At 64.1% G+C, this 16,566-nt stretch carries 15 protein-coding genes and 2 pseudogenes; 12 read left to right on the top strand and 5 right to left on the bottom strand.

Features of this window, described 5'->3' with window-relative positions:
• Window positions 1-103: 103 nt before the first annotated feature.
• Window positions 104-1,441, bottom strand: a complete 1,338-nt coding sequence (locus Q0030_RS31770) for an MFS transporter (protein ID WP_298376313.1) — start codon at window positions 1,439-1,441, stop codon at window positions 104-106.
• Between the two features lie 214 nt (window positions 1,442-1,655).
• Between Q0030_RS31770 and Q0030_RS31775 the strand changes: the two genes are divergently transcribed.
• Window positions 1,656-2,687: an alpha/beta fold hydrolase gene (locus Q0030_RS31775; protein ID WP_298376315.1), complete on the top strand. Its 1,032-nt coding sequence runs from the start codon at window positions 1,656-1,658 to the stop codon at window positions 2,685-2,687.
• 14 nt (window positions 2,688-2,701) lie between these two features.
• Window positions 2,702-3,649, top strand: coding sequence for a fatty acid desaturase (locus Q0030_RS31780; RefSeq protein WP_298376317.1), 948 nt, complete (start codon window positions 2,702-2,704; stop codon window positions 3,647-3,649).
• 1 nt (window position 3,650) lies between these two features.
• On the opposite strand, the gene Q0030_RS31785 is transcribed toward Q0030_RS31780, so the two are convergent.
• A complete protein-coding gene (locus tag Q0030_RS31785) occupies window positions 3,651-4,262 on the bottom strand; it encodes a TetR/AcrR family transcriptional regulator (RefSeq protein WP_298376319.1) in 612 nt (203 codons plus the stop codon).
• Between the two features lie 151 nt (window positions 4,263-4,413).
• Here Q0030_RS31785 and Q0030_RS31790 point away from each other — a divergent pair, with 151 nt between their 5' ends.
• The 8 genes from Q0030_RS31790 (at window position 4,414) to Q0030_RS31825 (ending at window position 12,074) form a co-directional block, all read left to right on the top strand.
• Entirely contained in the window at window positions 4,414-5,439 is a 1,026-nt protein-coding gene (locus tag Q0030_RS31790) for a histone deacetylase family protein (protein ID WP_298376321.1), read from the top strand.
• A 236-nt stretch (window positions 5,440-5,675) separates the two neighbouring features.
• A complete protein-coding gene (locus Q0030_RS31795) occupies window positions 5,676-6,605 on the top strand; it encodes a Gfo/Idh/MocA family oxidoreductase (protein WP_298376323.1) in 930 nt (309 codons plus the stop codon).
• A gap of 2 nt (window positions 6,606-6,607) precedes the next feature.
• A complete protein-coding gene (locus Q0030_RS31800) occupies window positions 6,608-7,678 on the top strand; it encodes an aldose epimerase family protein (RefSeq protein WP_298376325.1) in 1,071 nt (356 codons plus the stop codon).
• A 35-nt stretch (window positions 7,679-7,713) separates the two neighbouring features.
• The gene (locus tag Q0030_RS31805; RefSeq protein WP_298376497.1) at window positions 7,714-8,592 is read left to right on the top strand and encodes an SMP-30/gluconolactonase/LRE family protein; all 879 of its coding nucleotides are present in this window, start codon (window positions 7,714-7,716) and stop codon (window positions 8,590-8,592) included.
• A 53-nt stretch (window positions 8,593-8,645) separates the two neighbouring features.
• Window positions 8,646-9,392 (top strand): TetR family transcriptional regulator, encoded by a 747-nt coding sequence (locus Q0030_RS31810; protein ID WP_298376327.1) that lies wholly within the window; start codon window positions 8,646-8,648, stop codon window positions 9,390-9,392.
• 19 nt (window positions 9,393-9,411) lie between these two features.
• A complete protein-coding gene (locus Q0030_RS31815; RefSeq protein WP_298376329.1) occupies window positions 9,412-10,281 on the top strand; it encodes an ABC transporter substrate-binding protein in 870 nt (289 codons plus the stop codon).
• 5 nt (window positions 10,282-10,286) lie between these two features.
• A complete protein-coding gene (locus Q0030_RS31820) occupies window positions 10,287-11,204 on the top strand; it encodes a DUF1932 domain-containing protein (protein WP_298376500.1) in 918 nt (305 codons plus the stop codon).
• A gap of 87 nt (window positions 11,205-11,291) precedes the next feature.
• Window positions 11,292-12,074 (top strand): SDR family oxidoreductase, encoded by a 783-nt coding sequence (locus Q0030_RS31825; RefSeq protein WP_298376331.1) that lies wholly within the window; start codon window positions 11,292-11,294, stop codon window positions 12,072-12,074.
• 374 nt (window positions 12,075-12,448) lie between these two features.
• On the opposite strand, the gene Q0030_RS31830 is transcribed toward Q0030_RS31825, so the two are convergent.
• The gene (locus tag Q0030_RS31830) at window positions 12,449-13,261 is read right to left on the bottom strand and encodes an enoyl-CoA hydratase (RefSeq protein ID WP_298376333.1); all 813 of its coding nucleotides are present in this window, start codon (window positions 13,259-13,261) and stop codon (window positions 12,449-12,451) included.
• 404 nt (window positions 13,262-13,665) lie between these two features.
• Here Q0030_RS31830 and Q0030_RS31835 point away from each other — a divergent pair, with 404 nt between their 5' ends.
• Window positions 13,666-14,319 carry a PilZ domain-containing protein gene (locus Q0030_RS31835; protein ID WP_298376335.1) on the top strand — a complete coding sequence of 218 codons (654 nt, stop codon included), beginning with the start codon at window positions 13,666-13,668 and terminating at the stop codon, window positions 14,317-14,319.
• Between the two features lie 166 nt (window positions 14,320-14,485).
• On the opposite strand, the pseudogene Q0030_RS31840 reads toward Q0030_RS31835, so the two are convergent.
• A pseudogene (locus Q0030_RS31840) lies at window positions 14,486-14,620 on the bottom strand (hypothetical protein); the annotation flags it as partial.
• 1,214 nt (window positions 14,621-15,834) lie between these two features.
• Window positions 15,835-16,059: pseudogene (locus Q0030_RS31845) on the bottom strand (winged helix-turn-helix domain-containing protein); the annotation flags it as partial.
• A gap of 169 nt (window positions 16,060-16,228) precedes the next feature.
• On the opposite strand from Q0030_RS31845, the gene Q0030_RS31850 reads away from it, so the two are divergent.
• Window positions 16,229-16,453 carry a DUF1127 domain-containing protein gene (locus Q0030_RS31850; RefSeq protein ID WP_298376501.1) on the top strand — a complete coding sequence of 75 codons (225 nt, stop codon included), beginning with the start codon at window positions 16,229-16,231 and terminating at the stop codon, window positions 16,451-16,453.
• The last annotated feature ends 113 nt before the right edge of the window (window positions 16,454-16,566 follow it).

Here is a 16,566-nt window from a genome sequence, read left to right on the forward strand (position 1 = left end):
AGACAAACAAGAAGACAAACAAGAAGACAAACAAGAAGACAAACAAGAAGACAAAGACGGCGGCCGAAGCCGCCGTTGATGTGTTGTTGCTGTTGCGGCCCGCTCAGGCCGCCTTCAGCTGCACCCGCTTGATCTCGCCGACGATGAACAGATAGGCGATCGCCGCGACCAGCGCGTTGGCACCGACGAACACCAGCGCGCCGTTGAACGAGCCGGTGGCGGCGAGGATGTAGCCGATGATGATCGGCGTCGTGATCGAGGACAGATTGCCGAAGGTGTTGAACAAGCCGCCGGAGACGCCGCCGGCTTCCTTCGGCGAGGTGTCGGAGACGACAGCCCAGCCGAGCGCGCCGATGCCCTTGCCGAAGAAGGCGAGCGCCATGAAGCCGACCACCAGCGCCTGGCTGTCGACGTAGTTGCAGGCGACGATCACCATCGACAGCAGCATGCCGCCGACGATCGGGATCTTGCGCGCCATGGTCAGTGAGCCGGTGCGGCGCAGCAGGTAGTCCGAGATCACGCCGCCGAGCACGCCGCCGACGAAGCCGCACAGCGCCGGCAACGTCGCGACGAAACCGGCCTGCAGGATCGAGAGCCCGCGTTCCTTCACCAGATAGACCGGGAACCAGGTCAAGAAGAAGTAGGTCAGCGTGTTGATGCAGTACTGGCCGATATAGACGCCGAGCATCATCCGATTGGCGAGCAACTGGCGGATATGATCCCAGCCGGGGCCGCTGTCCTGCGTCTTGCCGGCCTTCGCCGCGTCCATGTCGACCAGCGCGCCGCCCTGCTTGATGTAGTCGAATTCGGCCTCGTTGATCCCAGGATGGTCCTTCGGCTCGTAGATCGTCTTGATCCAGGCGATGCCCATGATCATCCCGAGCCCGCCCATCACGTAGAACACGTGGCGCCAGCCGTATTCGTGCGCGATCCAGCCCATCAGTGGGGCGAAGATCACGGTTGCGAAATACTGTCCGGAGTTGAAGAACGCCGATGCAGTGCCGCGCTCATTGCCGGGGAACCAGGCCGCGACAATGCGGGCATTGGCCGGGAACGATGGCGCTTCGGCGAAGCCGACCAGGAAGCGCAGCCCGAACAGCAGGGCTACGGCTGCGCCCGCGGAGAGGAACCCGACCAGGCCCTGCATCGCCGTGAAGATCGACCAGACGATGATGCTGATCGCATAGACCCATTTGGAGCCATAGCGGTCGAGCAGCCAGCCGCACGGCACCTGCGCGATCACATAGGACCAGCCGAACGCCGAGAACACGTAACCCATCGCGACGGGATCGAGATGCAGTTCCTTGGAGAGGGCAGGGCCGGCGATCGAGAGCGTGGCGCGGTCGGCATAGTTCACGGTGGTGACGAGAAATAGCATCGTCACGATCAACAGCCGGACGCGGGATCGCCGCGCGTCCGTGGCGGACACAATTGCGCTCATTCGCGCCTCCTTGAAAGATTTCCTCGGGGTCTGTCCTAGAGAGATGACGGCAATGGGTCCAAGCCGAAACGGGTATTGATCGATGCCGATTTTGAATGGATCGGCCCGGTGTCATTCCACCTTCACCGCTCTTGCTTCGATTCCTAATTAATGTACCATAAGTACAGTTATTGAGGGTGCAGCGTCGCGCCCAGCCGATCGAGGTCGAATGCGCATGACCACGTCACGCGACTATGAGGTGTTCGAGGCAGGCAGGGTGACCTTGCAGGGCGGCGCGGTGTTTCCGCAGCTTGCGCTCGCCTACAAGACCTACGGCACGCTGAATGCGGCCAAGGACAACGTCATTCTCTATCCGACGTCGTTCGCCGCGCAGCATTACGACATCGAATGGCTGGTGCAGCCGGGCGGGGCACTCGATCCCGGGCGCTACTTCATCATCATCGCGAACCTGTTCGGCAACGGCCTGTCATCCTCGCCGTCGAATTCGAGCGAGGTGCTCGGCGGCGCGCCGTTTCCCGCCTTCACCTATCATGATGCGATCGCCATCCAGCGCCGGCTGCTGGTCGAGCGGTTTGGCGTGACCAAGCTCGCGCTGGTCTACGGCTGGTCGATGGGCGGCATGCAGGCCTATCACTGGGCCGCGCGCTATCCTGACATGGTCGAACGCGCAGCGGTGGTCTGCGGCAGCGCGCGGTGTTCGCCTTACAACCACGTCTTCCTCGAAGCTGTGAAGGCTGCGCTGACAACCGACCCCGCCTATCAGGATGGCCGGTTCGTCACCAAGCCGACAGCAGGCCTTCGCGCGATGGGGCGGGTCTATGCCGGCTGGGCGATGTCGCACGAGTTCTATCGCGAGGAAGTCTGGCGCGAGGCCGGCTTCAACTCGTTGGAAGACTACCTCGCGGGATCCTGGGACGGCGCCTTTGCGCGGCGCGATGCCGATAATCTGCTGGCGCAGATCGCGATCTGGCAGGCCGGCGATATCAGCCGCTGCAACGAATTCGGCGGCGACCTCGACCGGGCGCTGGCCGCGATCAAGGCGCATGTGCTGCTGATGCCCGGTCGCACCGACCGCTATTTCGACCCGCGCGACAACGAGGATGAACTCGGCCGCCTGGTCAATGCCCGCTCCGCGGCGCTGCATGCGATCCCCTCGATCCACGGGCACCGGGCCGGCAATCCCGTCAACAACGCCGAAGACCGTGCCTTCATCAACGCCGAAATCTCGGCGCTCCTGCAACGCTGACAGGTGAGACGACCATGAGCACCGCAGAGACCAGTGATGTCGGACCCCGCCTGAAGCCGCTCAACCCGCTGACCTTGCGCGACCTGTCGACCAAGTCGAACCTTGCCGGCGCGGTGCGCGCGGCAAGCCACTACGGGATGATCGTTGTTGTCGGCGCGCTGATTTGGCTCGTCTCGTCGCATTACGGCTTGCCATGGGCGTTGCCGCTGATTGCCATCCAGGGTTATTGCGTCGCGTTCCTGTTCATGGTTGTGCACGAGACCGCGCACAAGACGGCGTTCCGCAGCCATGCGCTCAATCTTCTGGTCGGCAATCTGTCCGCCTTCATGATCGGATTGCCTTACCAATATTACTGCCTGTTTCACTGGGACCATCATCGCTACACCCAGGATCCGGAGAAGGACCCGGAGCTGATCGTTGGTCCCAAGCCGGCGTCGGACACCCAGCTCGCGATTGCCTATTCGGGGCTGTTGCAGGTGCTGGTCCGGATTCGGCTGATTTTTCGGCATGCACTCACCGGGAAGGTGATCGTGCCGTGGATTCCGCAGCACAAGCGCGCCTCGATCGTGCTGGAAGCCAGGCTCTATCTTGCAGGCTATCTGCTGTTGTTGGCGGCATCATTTGCGCTGCACAGCGCGATCCTGCTCTGGGTGTGGATCGTGCCGCTGCTGGCCGGTCAGCTCATCCTGCGTCCGTACCTTTACGCAGAGCACACCGGTTGCGAGCGTACGCGGAGTGCATTCGAGAACACGCGCACCACGATGACAGGCCGGATCATGAAATGGTTCGCCTGGAACATGCCTTACCACGTCGAGCACCATGCCTATCCGACGGTGCCGTTCCATGCGTTGCCGAAGCTGAATGCGATCGTCGACGGCCACATCGTGTATCGCGGCCGCAACTACCGCGCCGTGACGCGCGAGACCTGGGCCTGGTTCCGCCGTCAGCGCGCTGTTTCGTGACTCAAGCGTCGGCGCGCGGCCGCAGCACCAGGTTGACGAGATTGCGGGCATAGGCCGACGTCAGCGGCTTGATGCCGAAGACATAGCGGTAGAACAGGCTGCCGTAGATCGCGTCATAGATATCGCCGGGTACGCCCGGCGCGCCGATACTGCCGTCCTTCTGGCCGGCGGCGATGATTTCCAGCATCCTGCTGCGGCGAAGGCCGAGGTAGCGCGCGTAGAACAATTCCGCCGTGCCGGTCTGCGAGATGCATTCCGAGATCACCGCGAGCTGCACGCGTCCGAACTCGCCCTGTAGCGCCTCGACATAGGTCGCGACATGGCGGCGGATGCGGGCCACCGGATGGCCCGCCTCGGGCAGCGGCACCGCGCGCGAAGCCTGGTCGAGGAAGGCATCGATCAGCAAGGCTTCACGCGACGGCCACCATTTGTAGATCGTCATCTTCGAGACATTGGAGTGTCTGGCGATCGCGTCGATGGTAGTGGCGGCAAGGCCGGTGGTCGCCATCAGCGTATAGGCGCTTTGCAGGATCGCGGCCGTGGTCGCGGCAGAGCGTGGCCGGCCGCGCCGCCCCGTTGTCGCATCCGCCGTCACCATCTTGCTTCCCGCCATGGCCGGGATTCGTATCCTGCGTACTTGAATCATTGCGCTGCCTGCGGACATAGCATGAAATCGCCCTCTGTTTCAGATCATCGCCGCCGCTGATACTGTACAACCCGCCAGCGAAGGCTCACCCCAACCGCTCATCCAACAGGAGTATCCCGTGAAGGCCGTCTACAGTGATCTGCACCGCAGCCATGATCCGCAATTCTTCCTGGTCCGTGGCGTGATCCAGCGCACCACCGAGCAGCCCGAGCGCGCCGACCGCCTGCTGGCGGGCCTGAAGGCCGGCAAGCACACGCTGATCGAGCCGACCAAATTCGGGCAGGGACCGCGGGCGCGGGTCCACAGTCCGGAATATCTGAGCTTTCTCGCCGATGCCTGGGACGAATGGTCGGCGCTCGGCAATGCCGGGCCGGAGATGATCGCGAACATGCATCCGGTGCGCAACGCCGGTACCTACCCCACCCACATCGTCGGCAAGCTCGGCTGGCATACGGTCGACACCGCGGCGCCGATCGGACCCGGCACCTGGGCCGGGGCCTGTGCCTCCAGCGACGTCGCGGTCACCGCGGCGCAGATGGTGCTCGATGGCGAGGACGCGGTTTACGCGCTGTGCCGTCCGCCGGGCCACCACGCCTATCGTGATCTCGCCGGCGGCTTCTGCTTCCTCAACAACAGTGCGATCGCGGCCGAGCATCTGCGCCAGAAGCACGAGCGTGTCGCGATCCTCGATGTCGACGTGCATCACGGCAACGGCACGCAGGGCATCTTCTACGAGCGGGGAGACGTCTTCACCGTCTCGATCCATGCCGATCCGTCGTTCTTCTACCCCTTCGTCTGGGGCTATGCGCATGAGCGCGGCGCCGGGCCCGGCCTCGGCACCAATCTCAACATTCCCCTCGCCAAGGGTACCGGCGACGACGACTACATCACGGCGCTCGCGGCGGCGGAGAAGGCGATCCGCTCCTTCGCGCCGACCGCGCTCGTGGTCGCGCTCGGGCTCGATGCCTCCGAGAAGGACCCGCTTGCGGGCCTCGCCGTTACCACTGACGGCTTCCGCCGGATCGGCGAAGCGCTCGCCCGGTTCGGCCTGCCGACCGTGCTGGTGCAGGAGGGCGGCTATCTCTCCGACATCCTCGGTGCCAATCTGACGGCAGTGCTCGACGGATTCGAAGCCGCGCGCTAGCGCGGTTTCGAATGATGCGGCGACCGGTTCGCGTGAAGAAAGCCCGTCAAAACAATGATCTGGAGCATCGGTTGTGATCGATCAGGACCGATGCCCCCGCCATGCGGCGCACAACAAGGCGTCGTGGATTTGCGCCTTGCAACCAAAGTCGGGTCATACCGTTGGTATCCGGCGCTGGCCCATGATCCTGTCTGGCGGCATCGGCCGGCCGGGCGGGCAGTAACGCGAGGACGGTCATGAGCGATCTGCTTCGCATCGCCATCGTCGGTTTCGGGGAGATTGCGTGCCGGCAGCACGCGCCTGCGATCGCGAAGACATCGGGCGCCGCACTCGTCGCGGTGGTCGATCCGGCCAAGAGCCCATCCGGCCTGCCGCATTTCCGCGATTTGAAGGAGTTGCTGCGCGACGGGCCGGAGATCGATGCCGTCGCGCTGTGCACGCCGCCGCAGGCGCGCCACGCGCAGGCCGCCGCTGCGCTGGCTGCTGGCAAGCATGTGCTGCTGGAGAAGCCACCTGGGTCTACGCTCAGCGAACTCACGCCGTTGATCGCGGCCGCGCACGAGGCGGGCCGGACATTGTTTGCGACATGGCACTCGCGCTACGCACCCGCGGTTGGACCGGCGCGGCAATTGCTCGCCGGCCGCACGATCAGCAAGGTGACCATCATCTGGAAGGAAGACGTTCGCGTCTGGCATCCAGGCCAGGCCTGGATATTCGAGGCCGGTGGCTTCGGCGTGTTCGATCCCGGCATCAACGCGCTGTCGATCCTGACTGAGATCCTGCCGCGTCCGGTCTTTGTCAGGAGCGCGATGTTGGACGTTCCTTCCAACCGGGAGGCGCCGATTGCAGCAGTAGTCGAACTCTCCGATGAAAACGGCCTACCGATCCACGCTGAGTTCGATTTCCGCCAGACCGGGCCGCCGAGCTGGGACATCCTGTGCGAGACCGAGGCCGGGCCTGTGACGCTGTCGAAGGGCGGACGGCAGCTGCGCGATGGCAACAGGTTGGTGGTCGATGCCACCGATGAGGAATATCCCACGCTGTACCGCCGCTTCGTCGCGCTGACGTCGGACGGAAAATCCGAGGTCGACCTCGCGCCCTTGCGGCTCGTCGCCGATAGCTTCATGCTGGGGCGACGGCGCCTTGTCGAGGCGTTCGGGGACTGACAATGACATCAGCCAACATTGCTCGCGCGCCCTTCGGCAAATTGCCCGACGGCACCGTGGTGGAGCGCGTGACACTGCGCGGCGAACACGGCTTCGATGCCAGCATCCTCACCTTCGGTGCCACGCTGCAAGCGCTGCTCGTGCCCGATCGCGCCGGGCATTGCGACGACGTCGTGCTTGGCCATGACGAATTCGACGGTTATGTCGCGCAGCGCAAATTCTTCGGCGCGACCATCGGGCGCTATGCAAACCGGATCGCCGGCGGGCGCTTCGTACTCGATGGCGAGACGGTGAAACTTGACGCCAACAACGGCCCCAACGCGCTGCATGGCGGCCCACAGGGGTTTGATCGCAAGCTGTGGCGCATCGTTGAGCTATCAGATGATCCGGGGCCGGCGCTGGTGCTGGAGCGCGAAAGCCCGCATGGCGAAGAGGGCTATCCGGGCAATCTTCAGACCCGCGTGACCTATCGCGTGCGCGACCCGATGGAACTCGCGGTCACCTATGAGGCGACCGCCGACCGGCCGACCTACGTCAACCTCACCAATCACAGTTTCTTCAATCTCGACGGCGCGCGCTCGGGCACGCAAATCCTCGATCACAGGCTGACGATCGCCTCAGATCATTTCCTCGCGGTGGACGCCACCGCGATCCCGTTGCCAGAGCCGCCGCGGCCGGTTGGCGGCACGCCGTTCGACTTCCGCAAGCCGACCGCGATCGGCGCACGGATCAGGATGAATGACGAGCAGCTGCAGCTCGGGCGCGGCTATGACCACAATTTCTGTCTGGCCTCGGGGACAGGCGCTCACCTCGCCGCGCGCCTCGAGGCGCCGCACAGCGGCCGGGTGATGGAGCTGTTCACCGATCAGCCGGGGTTGCAGTTCTATTCCGGCAATTTCCTCGACGGCTCGAGCGCCGGCAAGGGCGATCGGCTCTATCGTCAATCCGATGCGCTATGTCTGGAGCCGCACGCCTGGCCGGATACGCCGAACCGGCCCGACTTCCCGTCGGCGCGGCTCGATCCCGGGCAGGTCTATCGGCGCACCGCAATCTATCGATTCTCGACCATGTGAGTGATGCCATGACCGACCGTGCCGCCGAGCCGCTGATCGAACAGGTGCCGACATCGGTGCTATCAGCCGAGCGCTGTCATCTCGGCGAGGGCCCGACCTATGACGCGGCGACCGACACCGCATGGTGGTTCGACATCCGCGAGCGCCGCCTGTTCGAGCATCGCTTTGCAAGCGGCCGCACCGTCATTCACGCGCTGCCGAAAATGGCGAGCGCGTTGGCGCGGATCGATAGCGAGCGGCAGCTGATCCTCACCGAGGATGGGCTTTACGTCCGGCAGGTCGCCAGCGGCCGGCTGGAGCTGTTCGCCGCACTCGAAGCCGACAATCCGGTGACGCGCTCCAATGATGCGCGCGTGCATCCGTCGGGCACGTTCTGGCTCGGCACAATGGGGCGTCAAGCAGAGCACGGCGCCGGCGCGATCTACGCGCTCCATCACGGCCGTATCACGCGGCTCTATCCCGGGATCACGATCCCCAATGCGATCTGCTTTTCGCCCGCAGGCGACGTCGGCTATTTCGCCGATACCGCGACCAACGTGCTGCATCGCGTACCGCTCGATCCATCGACGGGATTGCCGACCGGCGAGCCGATCGATTTGATCAGACATCAGGGCACCAGTGGGCTCGACGGCGCGATCGTCGATGCCGATGGAATGATCTGGAACGCGCGCTGGGGCGGTGGCTGCGTCGATGTCTACGACCCCAGCGGCCGGCACCTGCGCTCGCTGAAGGTGCCGGCGAAGCAGTCGAGCTGCCCGGCCTTTGTCGGCCGCGATTTTTCGCGCGTGCTGGTCACCTCGGCCTGGCAGGACATGGACGAGGCACAGCGCGCCGCCGATCCCGGCCACGGTCAAACCTTTCTGCTCGATGCCGCGGCACGCGGCCGTGCCGAGCCCGACGTCAAACTGTCCTGACCCAACTCGCCGCCTTGTTGACGTGACCTGAATATTTGGACGATAGTACAAATATGGTCCGTAAACCTGCCAAGTCCGGCATGAAGGCCGACGCCAAGGTCGCCAGCACGCGCAAGCCGAACATGCGCGAGGCGATCCTCGCCGCAGCGGAGGAGCTGTTCTCGACCTACGGCTTCAACGCCGTCTCGGTGCGCGACATTGCGCAGGCCGCCGGCGCCAATCCCGGCAGCGTGACCTATCACTTCAAGACCAAGGACGGCCTGCTGCTGGAGATCTATCGGCGCCATTGCGGCCCGATGAACCGGCGGCGCTCGGAGCTCCTGGCGGCGGCGCGGCGGGTCCGCGACCTGCAGGACCGGCTGGAGGCGATCGTGCGCGCCTATGTGCTGCCGGCCTTCACCTCGGGCAGCGATCTTACCGGCGGCGGAACGCGGTTCACGCGGCTGCGCGCGATCATGTCGGCCGAGGGCAACGAGGTCGTGCGCAAGATCATCGCGCAGACCTTCGACGACACCAGCCATGCCTTCATCGACGCGATCCATGAAAGCCTGCCGCATATTCCGCGCACCGATCTGGTCTGGCGCGGCCACTTCCTGCTCGGCGCGCTCTACTACACGCTGGTGACGCCCGAGCGCATCTCGCGGCTGTCGCGCGGCAGCGCCGACGGCACCGACGCCGGCCATGCCATCGAGGAGCTGGTGCGCGCGACGGTTGCCGCGCTGCAAGCCGCGCCGGTCGATCAAGGGGCGCCCGCGCCGCGCAAGGCGCCGGGCGTGAGTCTAGGGCGAATGCTGACCTGACCCAGCGGAGTTCGTCGCCGTGGAGAAACTTCGGCTGCGCACGGTGCTTGGCAATCACCCGCACGTCCAGGCGGTGAAGCGCGGTGAGCTGCGCTCGGAGCTGTTCGATCTCGACTTCACCGAGTTCACGCCGACGAACGCCGCGTTCAAGCCGATGGTGCGCGAGCAGGTGTTCGACGTCTGCGAGATGGCGATCGTGACCTATTTGATGGCGAGGGCGCACGGCAAGCCGCTGGTGCTGCTACCGGCTGCGATGGTCGGCCGCTTCCAGCATGGCCACGCGCTCTATCGCGCCAACCGCGGCACGCTCACGCCCGCCGATCTCGAAGGCAAGCGGGTCGGCATCCGCTCGTTCACGACAACGACGGGCGCATGGATGCGCGGCATCCTTGCCAACGACCATGGCGTGAACCTCGACCGGATCAATTGGGTGACGTTCGAGGACCCGCATGTCGCCGAATATGTCGACAGCACCGAACGTGCCCCGAAGGGCAGGGCCATCATCCAGATGCTGAAGGACGGCGAGCTCGATGCCGTGCTGGGCGAGACCTCGAGCGATCCGGCGCTCAAGCCGTTGTTCGCCGATCCGGTCGCAGAGGCGGCGCGGTGGTACGCCCGGCATGGTGTCGTGCCGGTCAATCATCTGGTGATGGTAACCAAGCGGCTTGCGGCATCGCGCCCGGACGTGGTGCGGAGCCTCTATGAGCTCCTCAAGCGCGCCAAGGCGAAGGCCGGTCCGGCTGACGTGCCGGACCTGTTGCCGTTCGGCGTCGAGGCAAACCGCAAGCCGCTCGAACGGATGATCGACTATTGCGTCCAGCAGACATTGATCCCCCGGCGCGTCACGGTCGACGAGCTGTTCGACGACACGACACGGGACTTGAACTGATGACAATCTCCAGCGATCCGCGGCAGTGGCAGGTCGGTATGCTCGGCTATGGCGAGGTCGGACGCATCCTCGCCGAGGACCTGCGCAAGCAAGGCGTGAAGGTCGCTGCCTACGACATCAAGCTCGACCGCGACCATGGCGCACCGCTGCGTGCGCATGCGGCGGAGATCGGCGTCGCGCTCGCGCAGTCCCACGCCGGTCTTGCGGCGCGGGCCGATTTCATCATCTCGGCGGTGACCGCGAGCCAGGCAGTGCCGGTGGCCGAGGCTTGCGTGCCCGCAATCCGGAGCGGCGCCTGGTTTCTCGATTTCAATTCGGCCTCGCCCGGCGCCAAGCAGCGCGCGGCGGCCCACATCGATGGCGCCGGCGGCCGCTATGTCGAGGGCGCGGTGATGACCTCGCTGCCGCCCTACCGGATCAAGGTGCCGCTGCTGCTCGGCGGCCACGGCGCGCGGGAACTGGCGCCGCTATTGGTCGCGCTTGGCTTTGCGGCGAAAGTCACGAGCGACGAGCTTGGCGTGTCCTCCGCGGTCAAGATGTGCCGCAGCATCATGATCAAGGGCCTCGAGGCCATGGTGATCGAGAGTTTTACCACCGCACGCGCCCATGGCGTCGAGGATGCGGTGCTCGCCTCGCTCAAGGAGACCTTTCCCGGCATCGATTGGGAGAAGCAGGGCGCCTATTTCTTCCAGCGGGTGATCGAGCATGGCCGGCGGCGGGCCGAGGAGGTGCGCGAGGTGGCGGAGACCGTGCGTGAGGCCGGACTGACGCCATGGTCCGCGTCCGGCACCGCCGAGCGGCAGGGCTGGATCGCCGATCTTGCCGATGAAGGCGTGTTCGGGGTCAAGGGAACGCCGGACTTCGCCCGCAGCGCCGATTGGCGCACCGAGGCCGACCGGATTCTCGCGCGCATCAAATCCTGAGTGCTGCGGGTGGAGAATCCGCCGCGTTCCCTGCCGACGCGCAATGCGCTATTGCTCTGCGAACAGTTTTGTTCTGGAGGTTCTCCCATGAAGAATTCCGGCAAGGTCGTCGCCATCACCGGGGCGGCGCGCGGCATAGGCAAAGCCTGCGCCGTGCGCTTCCTGTCCGATGGCGCCAGGGTCGTGATCTCGGATGTCGACGCTGCGGGGCTCGTCCACACCGCCCAGGAGCTCGGACACGAGGATCGGTTGCGGGCGGTCGAGGCCGATGTCAGCAAGCGCGCCGATGTCGATCGCATCGTGGCCACCGCGGTGAAGGAGTTCGGCCGGCTCGACGTCATGGTCAACAACGCCGGCGTCGCGCGCAACCGTGACTTCCTCGATATCAGCGAGGCCGAGTTCGACGACGTGATGGGGATCAACCTCAAGGGCGCGTTCTTCGGCGTCCAGGCCGCGGCGCGCCAGATGATCGCGCAGGGCGGTGGCGGCGTCGTCGTCAACATGTCCTCGGTCAATGCGCTGCTCGCGATCCCCTCGCTTGCGACCTACGCGATGTCGAAGGGCGCGATGAAGCAACTCACCTCGGTGGCGGCCGTCGCGCTGGCGCCGCACGGCATTCGCGTCGTGGCGGTCGGGCCCGGCACGATCCTGACCGAGATGGTGGCGACGGCGATCTTCTCGTCGGAGGACGCGCGGCGCAGCGTGCTGTCGCGCACCCCGGCCGGCCGTTGCGGCGAGCCGAGCGAGGTTGCCTCGGTCGTGGCATTCCTCGCCAGCGACGACGCCTCCTACATCACCGGCCAGACCATCTATCCCGACGGCGGGCGGTTGATCCTCAACTACACGGTGCCGGTCAACGAGAAGAAGTAGGCGGCAGGTTCAATCGCGAGCCCACTGCCAAAATATCGAAAACAACCCCATGCAAAGTAGCCGCCGGCGGCTGCCGGCGTTCGTCACGGCAACTTGACATGTCGGGCAAATCAGGGGTATTCTTCTAATATTCAGAAATCGCTTGACATCGTCATCTGTCATCGCCCGGTTTAACCGGGCGATCCAGTACGCCGCGGCCCATCGGCTCAAGCACAACCGCCTCTGGAATACTGGATCGCCCGGTCGAGCCGGGCGATGACAGTGTGTTGCGTTGCAATGACGATGGCGGGTTGGACCACCGCTGTTACCGCACTCTCAGCTGTCACTACCCGCGAAGGCATGCGCGGGCGATGACAGGTGAGGATGAAGACGGTCTACCGGCCCTTGAACTGCGGCTTACGCTTTTCCATGAAGGCGTTGCGGCCTTCGCGGAAATCCGCGCTGTCCATGCAGTCGATGCCGATCTGCTTGATCGCGGCCATGTCGCGATCGGCGGGATCCTTCAGCACCTGCGCGATGGTGATCTTGGCGGCCTTGATCGCCAGTGGCGCGTTGCCCGAAATGGTGCGCGCGATCTCCATGGTCGCATCCCACAGCTCGGCGTCCGGCAGCACGCGATCGACGAGGCCGATCCGCAGCGCTTCCGCGGAGTCGATCCGCATGCCCGTATACATGATCAGCCGCGCCCAGGACGGGCCGACCAGCGACACCAGGTGGCGCAGCCCATCATAGCCGTAAGCGATGCCGAGCTCGGCGGCGGGAATGCCGAACTGGCCGCTGGTGCCGGAGATGCGGATATCGGTCAGCATCGCGACCTGCATGCCTCCGCCGAGGCAGAAGCCGCGGATGCAGGCGATGGTCGGCTTTGGGTAGTCGGCGAGCAGGGCGCGCTGGGCGGCGCTGCGCCGTGAATATTCCTCGGAGGCTTCCGCGTTGTGGCGGGTCTTCTCGAACTGACTGATATCGGCGCCGGACACGAACGCCTTGTCGCCGGCGCCGACCAGGATCACGACACGGACCGCCGGATCGTCGCGCAACGCGGTCAGCGCCTCGCCGAGCCCTTCCCACATCTCCAGCGACATCGCATTGCGCTTGTCGGGATTGTTGAAAGTGATGACGCCGACGCCATCGACCACGCTTTGCAGGATCTTGCCGTCGGCAAGCGACTTGTCTGAGATGTTTGGCATATGAGGATCCGGTCTGATTTCGGCCAAGGCTGGCATCAAAGGGCTGGCATCAAGGCTAGCACCGGGTTGCGGGCCGAGGCAGGCCGTTTAGAGCACGGCGCGATTGCAACGGCGTGCGGCAGCTCTCCCGGTAGTTGTACGGCTCGCAAAATAAACCGACGCGAAAGGGTTGCGCCATAGAGTGTGCCGCCCGCGCTCTGTCCGGCTTAACTTTTTCCTAGTCTTTCGACGGTACGACTGTACGCACCTGCGCGCCAGGACGATGCACGACGCGCTGGGACGCAACCCGCAGCCTTTCCGCTGCAATCGCGTCGGTAACGGATGTCCCCGCCACCAGACCGACCACGGATGTCGGTCATCTCCAGACCTCCGTGCACTCAGATCGCCTCGGGCGAGGTCCAGTCGTGTCTGTCGAAAAGTTTCTCAAGCAACGCGCGGTCAGGATCATCGTCAACGGCAGCTACACGCTGCCGAACTGGTACGATGCGCAGGGCAAGCTGCGCACCTTCGCCTGCCGCACCACGCGCGTCTCGCCGTTCCGGATGATCGTGGACGTGCCTGTTGTCGGCAAGGTCGGTGACCGGCTGACCTCGTATTTCGAGGAGTTCGGCAAGTTCGAAGGCTGCATCACCGACACGATGAGCGGCAGCTTCCTGGTCGAGCTCGAGATGACGCATGCCAGGCGCGAGAAGTTCGCCGACAAGCTGACCTGGATCGAGAAGAAGCAGAAGGATCCGAGCGTCCGCGAAGCGCGCAACAATCCGCGTTTTGTCCCCGTCGCGCCGCATGCCATGCTGACGCTGGCGGACGGTACCATGCAGAGCTGCTTCATCATTGACATGTCGCTGTCGGGCGCGGCGGTGTCCTCCGAGTTGCAGCCGCCGGTCGGCATGCCGCTGGCGATCGGCGCCTGCGTTGGCCGCGTGGTCCGCCATCTGCCGAACGGCTTCGCCATCAAATTCGTCGAGACCTACAAGCACGGCGACCTCGGCCGCCTGATCGCGCGCAAATCCAAGGACCTGCTGGTGGTGTCCGCCGACGCGGATCCTGTTGCCTAGGGCGTGTGCTCATAAATCTGGTACGCGCGTCCGGAGATAGCGAGGTCCGAGTTGTCCTCCGAAGCAGACATCGACGGATGCCTAAGTGATGTCCGCAAAGGGCCAATTGCTGACTCATGCGCCGCAGCAAAAAAGGACCCGACTCGTCGATGCCCACGAGCACGGTTCATTCGGGTAACCCCGCTTTGCGAAGGCCCTCAATCAAGAGCGCCGCAGCTCGTTTCGACGTGTATGCTCCGCCCCGGGCGATCCACACCGATATTGTGGCGGGATCGATCTCAAGTAGACGCGCCGCCGCCTCGCGCGCCTCAGCGTCACGTCCGAGATGAGCGAAGGCAGACGCGAGGCAGCGGTAAGGTCCCGCAAAGGGGGAGTTTGACGTAGGGCTTTCTTCGCGGCGACGATGGACTCGTCAAATCGACGAACCTCGATATACGCCATCGCCATCCCGAGAAACGCCATGTGCAGCTGTGGGTCCACTGGGCTCATGCGCATGGCCCGTTCCCAGCTCCGCACCGCTTCATCCGACAATCCCGCTATTTTATAGACCCAGCCCCTGCTGGCCGATGCGATAAATGAATTCGGGTTGAGCGCAACCGCCCGGTCAGCCATTTCGATCGCACCTTCACAATCGCCGGCCATGTAAGCCGAGACTACGGACGCACGTGCTAACGTATCTGGATCACTGTCGTCGAGGCTCAAGGCCAGGCGAACAAGCCGAATTGCTTCCTTGCACTCGAATTGCGGATCGACAGCATAGCCAAAAAGGACGTTGAGCATGTGGCAGCGACCTGCCAGAGACGCGGCTAGGCCGAACCGAGGGTCCAGCTCCAAAGCGCGACGAGCCAGCCTTAGCGCCTCGGCCAAACCTTCGCCGGTTGTTAGGTAATACTGCGGCATGGCGCGGAGATAATAATCATAAGCGGTGAGGTTCTCTGGTCGCCGCCGCGTTGCCATTGTTATTTCTGTTTGAAGCAGTTTTGGCTGAATGACCGAGACAACAGCGACCGCTACTTCGTCCTGCAGGGCGAAGACGTCAGTTAACTCACGCTCGAACCTGTCGGCCCAGATGTGCGCGCCCGTCATCGCATCAATCAACTGCCCGGTGATGCGTACCTTCCCCGACGCCTTGCGCACCGACCCCTCAAGGACATAGCGCACACCAAGCCTGCGTCCGACTTCCTTGACATCGACGACTTTGCCTTTGAACGTGAAGCTCGAATTACGAGCGATCACGAACAACCATTTGAAACGCGACAGCGCTGTCGTGATCTCCTCAACCATTCCGTCCGCGAAGTATTCCTGTTCGGGGTCGCCGCTCATGTTCTCGAACGGCAGCACGGCGATGGAGGGCTTGTCCGGGAGGGCGAGCGCGGTCTCTGGTGATTCCGCGTGGCTGTCTGAAAGGGCCGCGGTACCAGTCGGCCGGTTCGTGTCTTGCACCGCGCCGACGAAACGAACGCCCTTTCGTGGCAGCGTTTTGATAAAACGTTGTTTTTCGCCGGAATCGCCGATCGCGCTTCGAGCGGCGTTTAGGCGGGTTGTCAACGCCGCATTGGATACGGTGCGTCCCTGCCAAATTGCGATGACGAGATCGTCTTTGCTGACGACGCGCTCCCTGTTGCGGATCAAAAAATCGAGCAGATCGAAAACCTGCGGCGTTGTCGGGACCACGTCCGCCCCGCGGCGTAGCTCGCGCCGATCGGTGTCGAGCGCGTAATCCTCGAACAAATAGCGCACCTTGCGAACCCCTCAGGCGGCCACCCGCATGGAAGGAAAAGAATAAGCCGCCGGAGAGGAAAATGTAAGCCTACTATCGAGCGTAACCCCCCATGCCTCGGCATCCTCGTCCGGGTGGAAAACCTTGCCCCAGGGAGATGCAGCGATGAACCACGGCACCCGGCATAGCATGGCTGGAGCAGACGTTTACATCGACACGGCACGTCTCCGGCCTCTTCTGGAGATATTGGGGGCGTTCCAGCAACCACGCCAATGCCAAAGGTTACGAGCCGTCTTGTCGGACCTAACTGACAGGGAGCTGATAGATATCGGCACTACACGCTTTAGATCGACTACGTCGCCTCCGAGGTATCGACCCGCGAGGTATCCAGAGTGGGATGATCCATTAATCTAGCGCCGACTGGGCGGCCAGAAGGGCGAGACGACCAGATGCAGCGGAGCTCGACTTCCGCTGTGGGTCATTCGCGTCTTCTTTTCAGTCGGCCAGCCACTTCCGGTCTACCCTCA

The organism is uncultured Bradyrhizobium sp., assembly GCF_947648125.1.
Lineage (GTDB): Bacteria > Pseudomonadota > Alphaproteobacteria > Rhizobiales > Xanthobacteraceae > Bradyrhizobium.

Excerpts from the sequence above, each read along its gene's own strand:
- Q0030_RS31770 (WP_298376313.1), bottom strand. The coding sequence starts at position 1,441 with ATGAGCGCAATTGTGTCCGCCACGGACGCGCGGCGATCCCGCGTCCGG.
- Q0030_RS31775 (WP_298376315.1), top strand. The coding sequence starts at position 1,656 with ATGACCACGTCACGCGACTATGAGGTGTTCGAGGCAGGCAGGGTGACC.
- Q0030_RS31780 (WP_298376317.1), top strand. The coding sequence starts at position 2,702 with ATGAGCACCGCAGAGACCAGTGATGTCGGACCCCGCCTGAAGCCGCTC.
- Q0030_RS31785 (WP_298376319.1), bottom strand. The coding sequence starts at position 4,262 with ATGGCGGGAAGCAAGATGGTGACGGCGGATGCGACAACGGGGCGGCGC.
- Q0030_RS31795 (WP_298376323.1), top strand. The coding sequence starts at position 5,676 with ATGAGCGATCTGCTTCGCATCGCCATCGTCGGTTTCGGGGAGATTGCG.
- Q0030_RS31800 (WP_298376325.1), top strand. The coding sequence starts at position 6,608 with ATGACATCAGCCAACATTGCTCGCGCGCCCTTCGGCAAATTGCCCGAC.
- Q0030_RS31810 (WP_298376327.1), top strand. The coding sequence starts at position 8,646 with ATGGTCCGTAAACCTGCCAAGTCCGGCATGAAGGCCGACGCCAAGGTC.
- Q0030_RS31825 (WP_298376331.1), top strand. The coding sequence starts at position 11,292 with ATGAAGAATTCCGGCAAGGTCGTCGCCATCACCGGGGCGGCGCGCGGC.
- Q0030_RS31830 (WP_298376333.1), bottom strand. The coding sequence starts at position 13,261 with ATGCCAAACATCTCAGACAAGTCGCTTGCCGACGGCAAGATCCTGCAA.
- Q0030_RS31850 (WP_298376501.1), top strand. The coding sequence starts at position 16,229 with ATGGCTGGAGCAGACGTTTACATCGACACGGCACGTCTCCGGCCTCTT.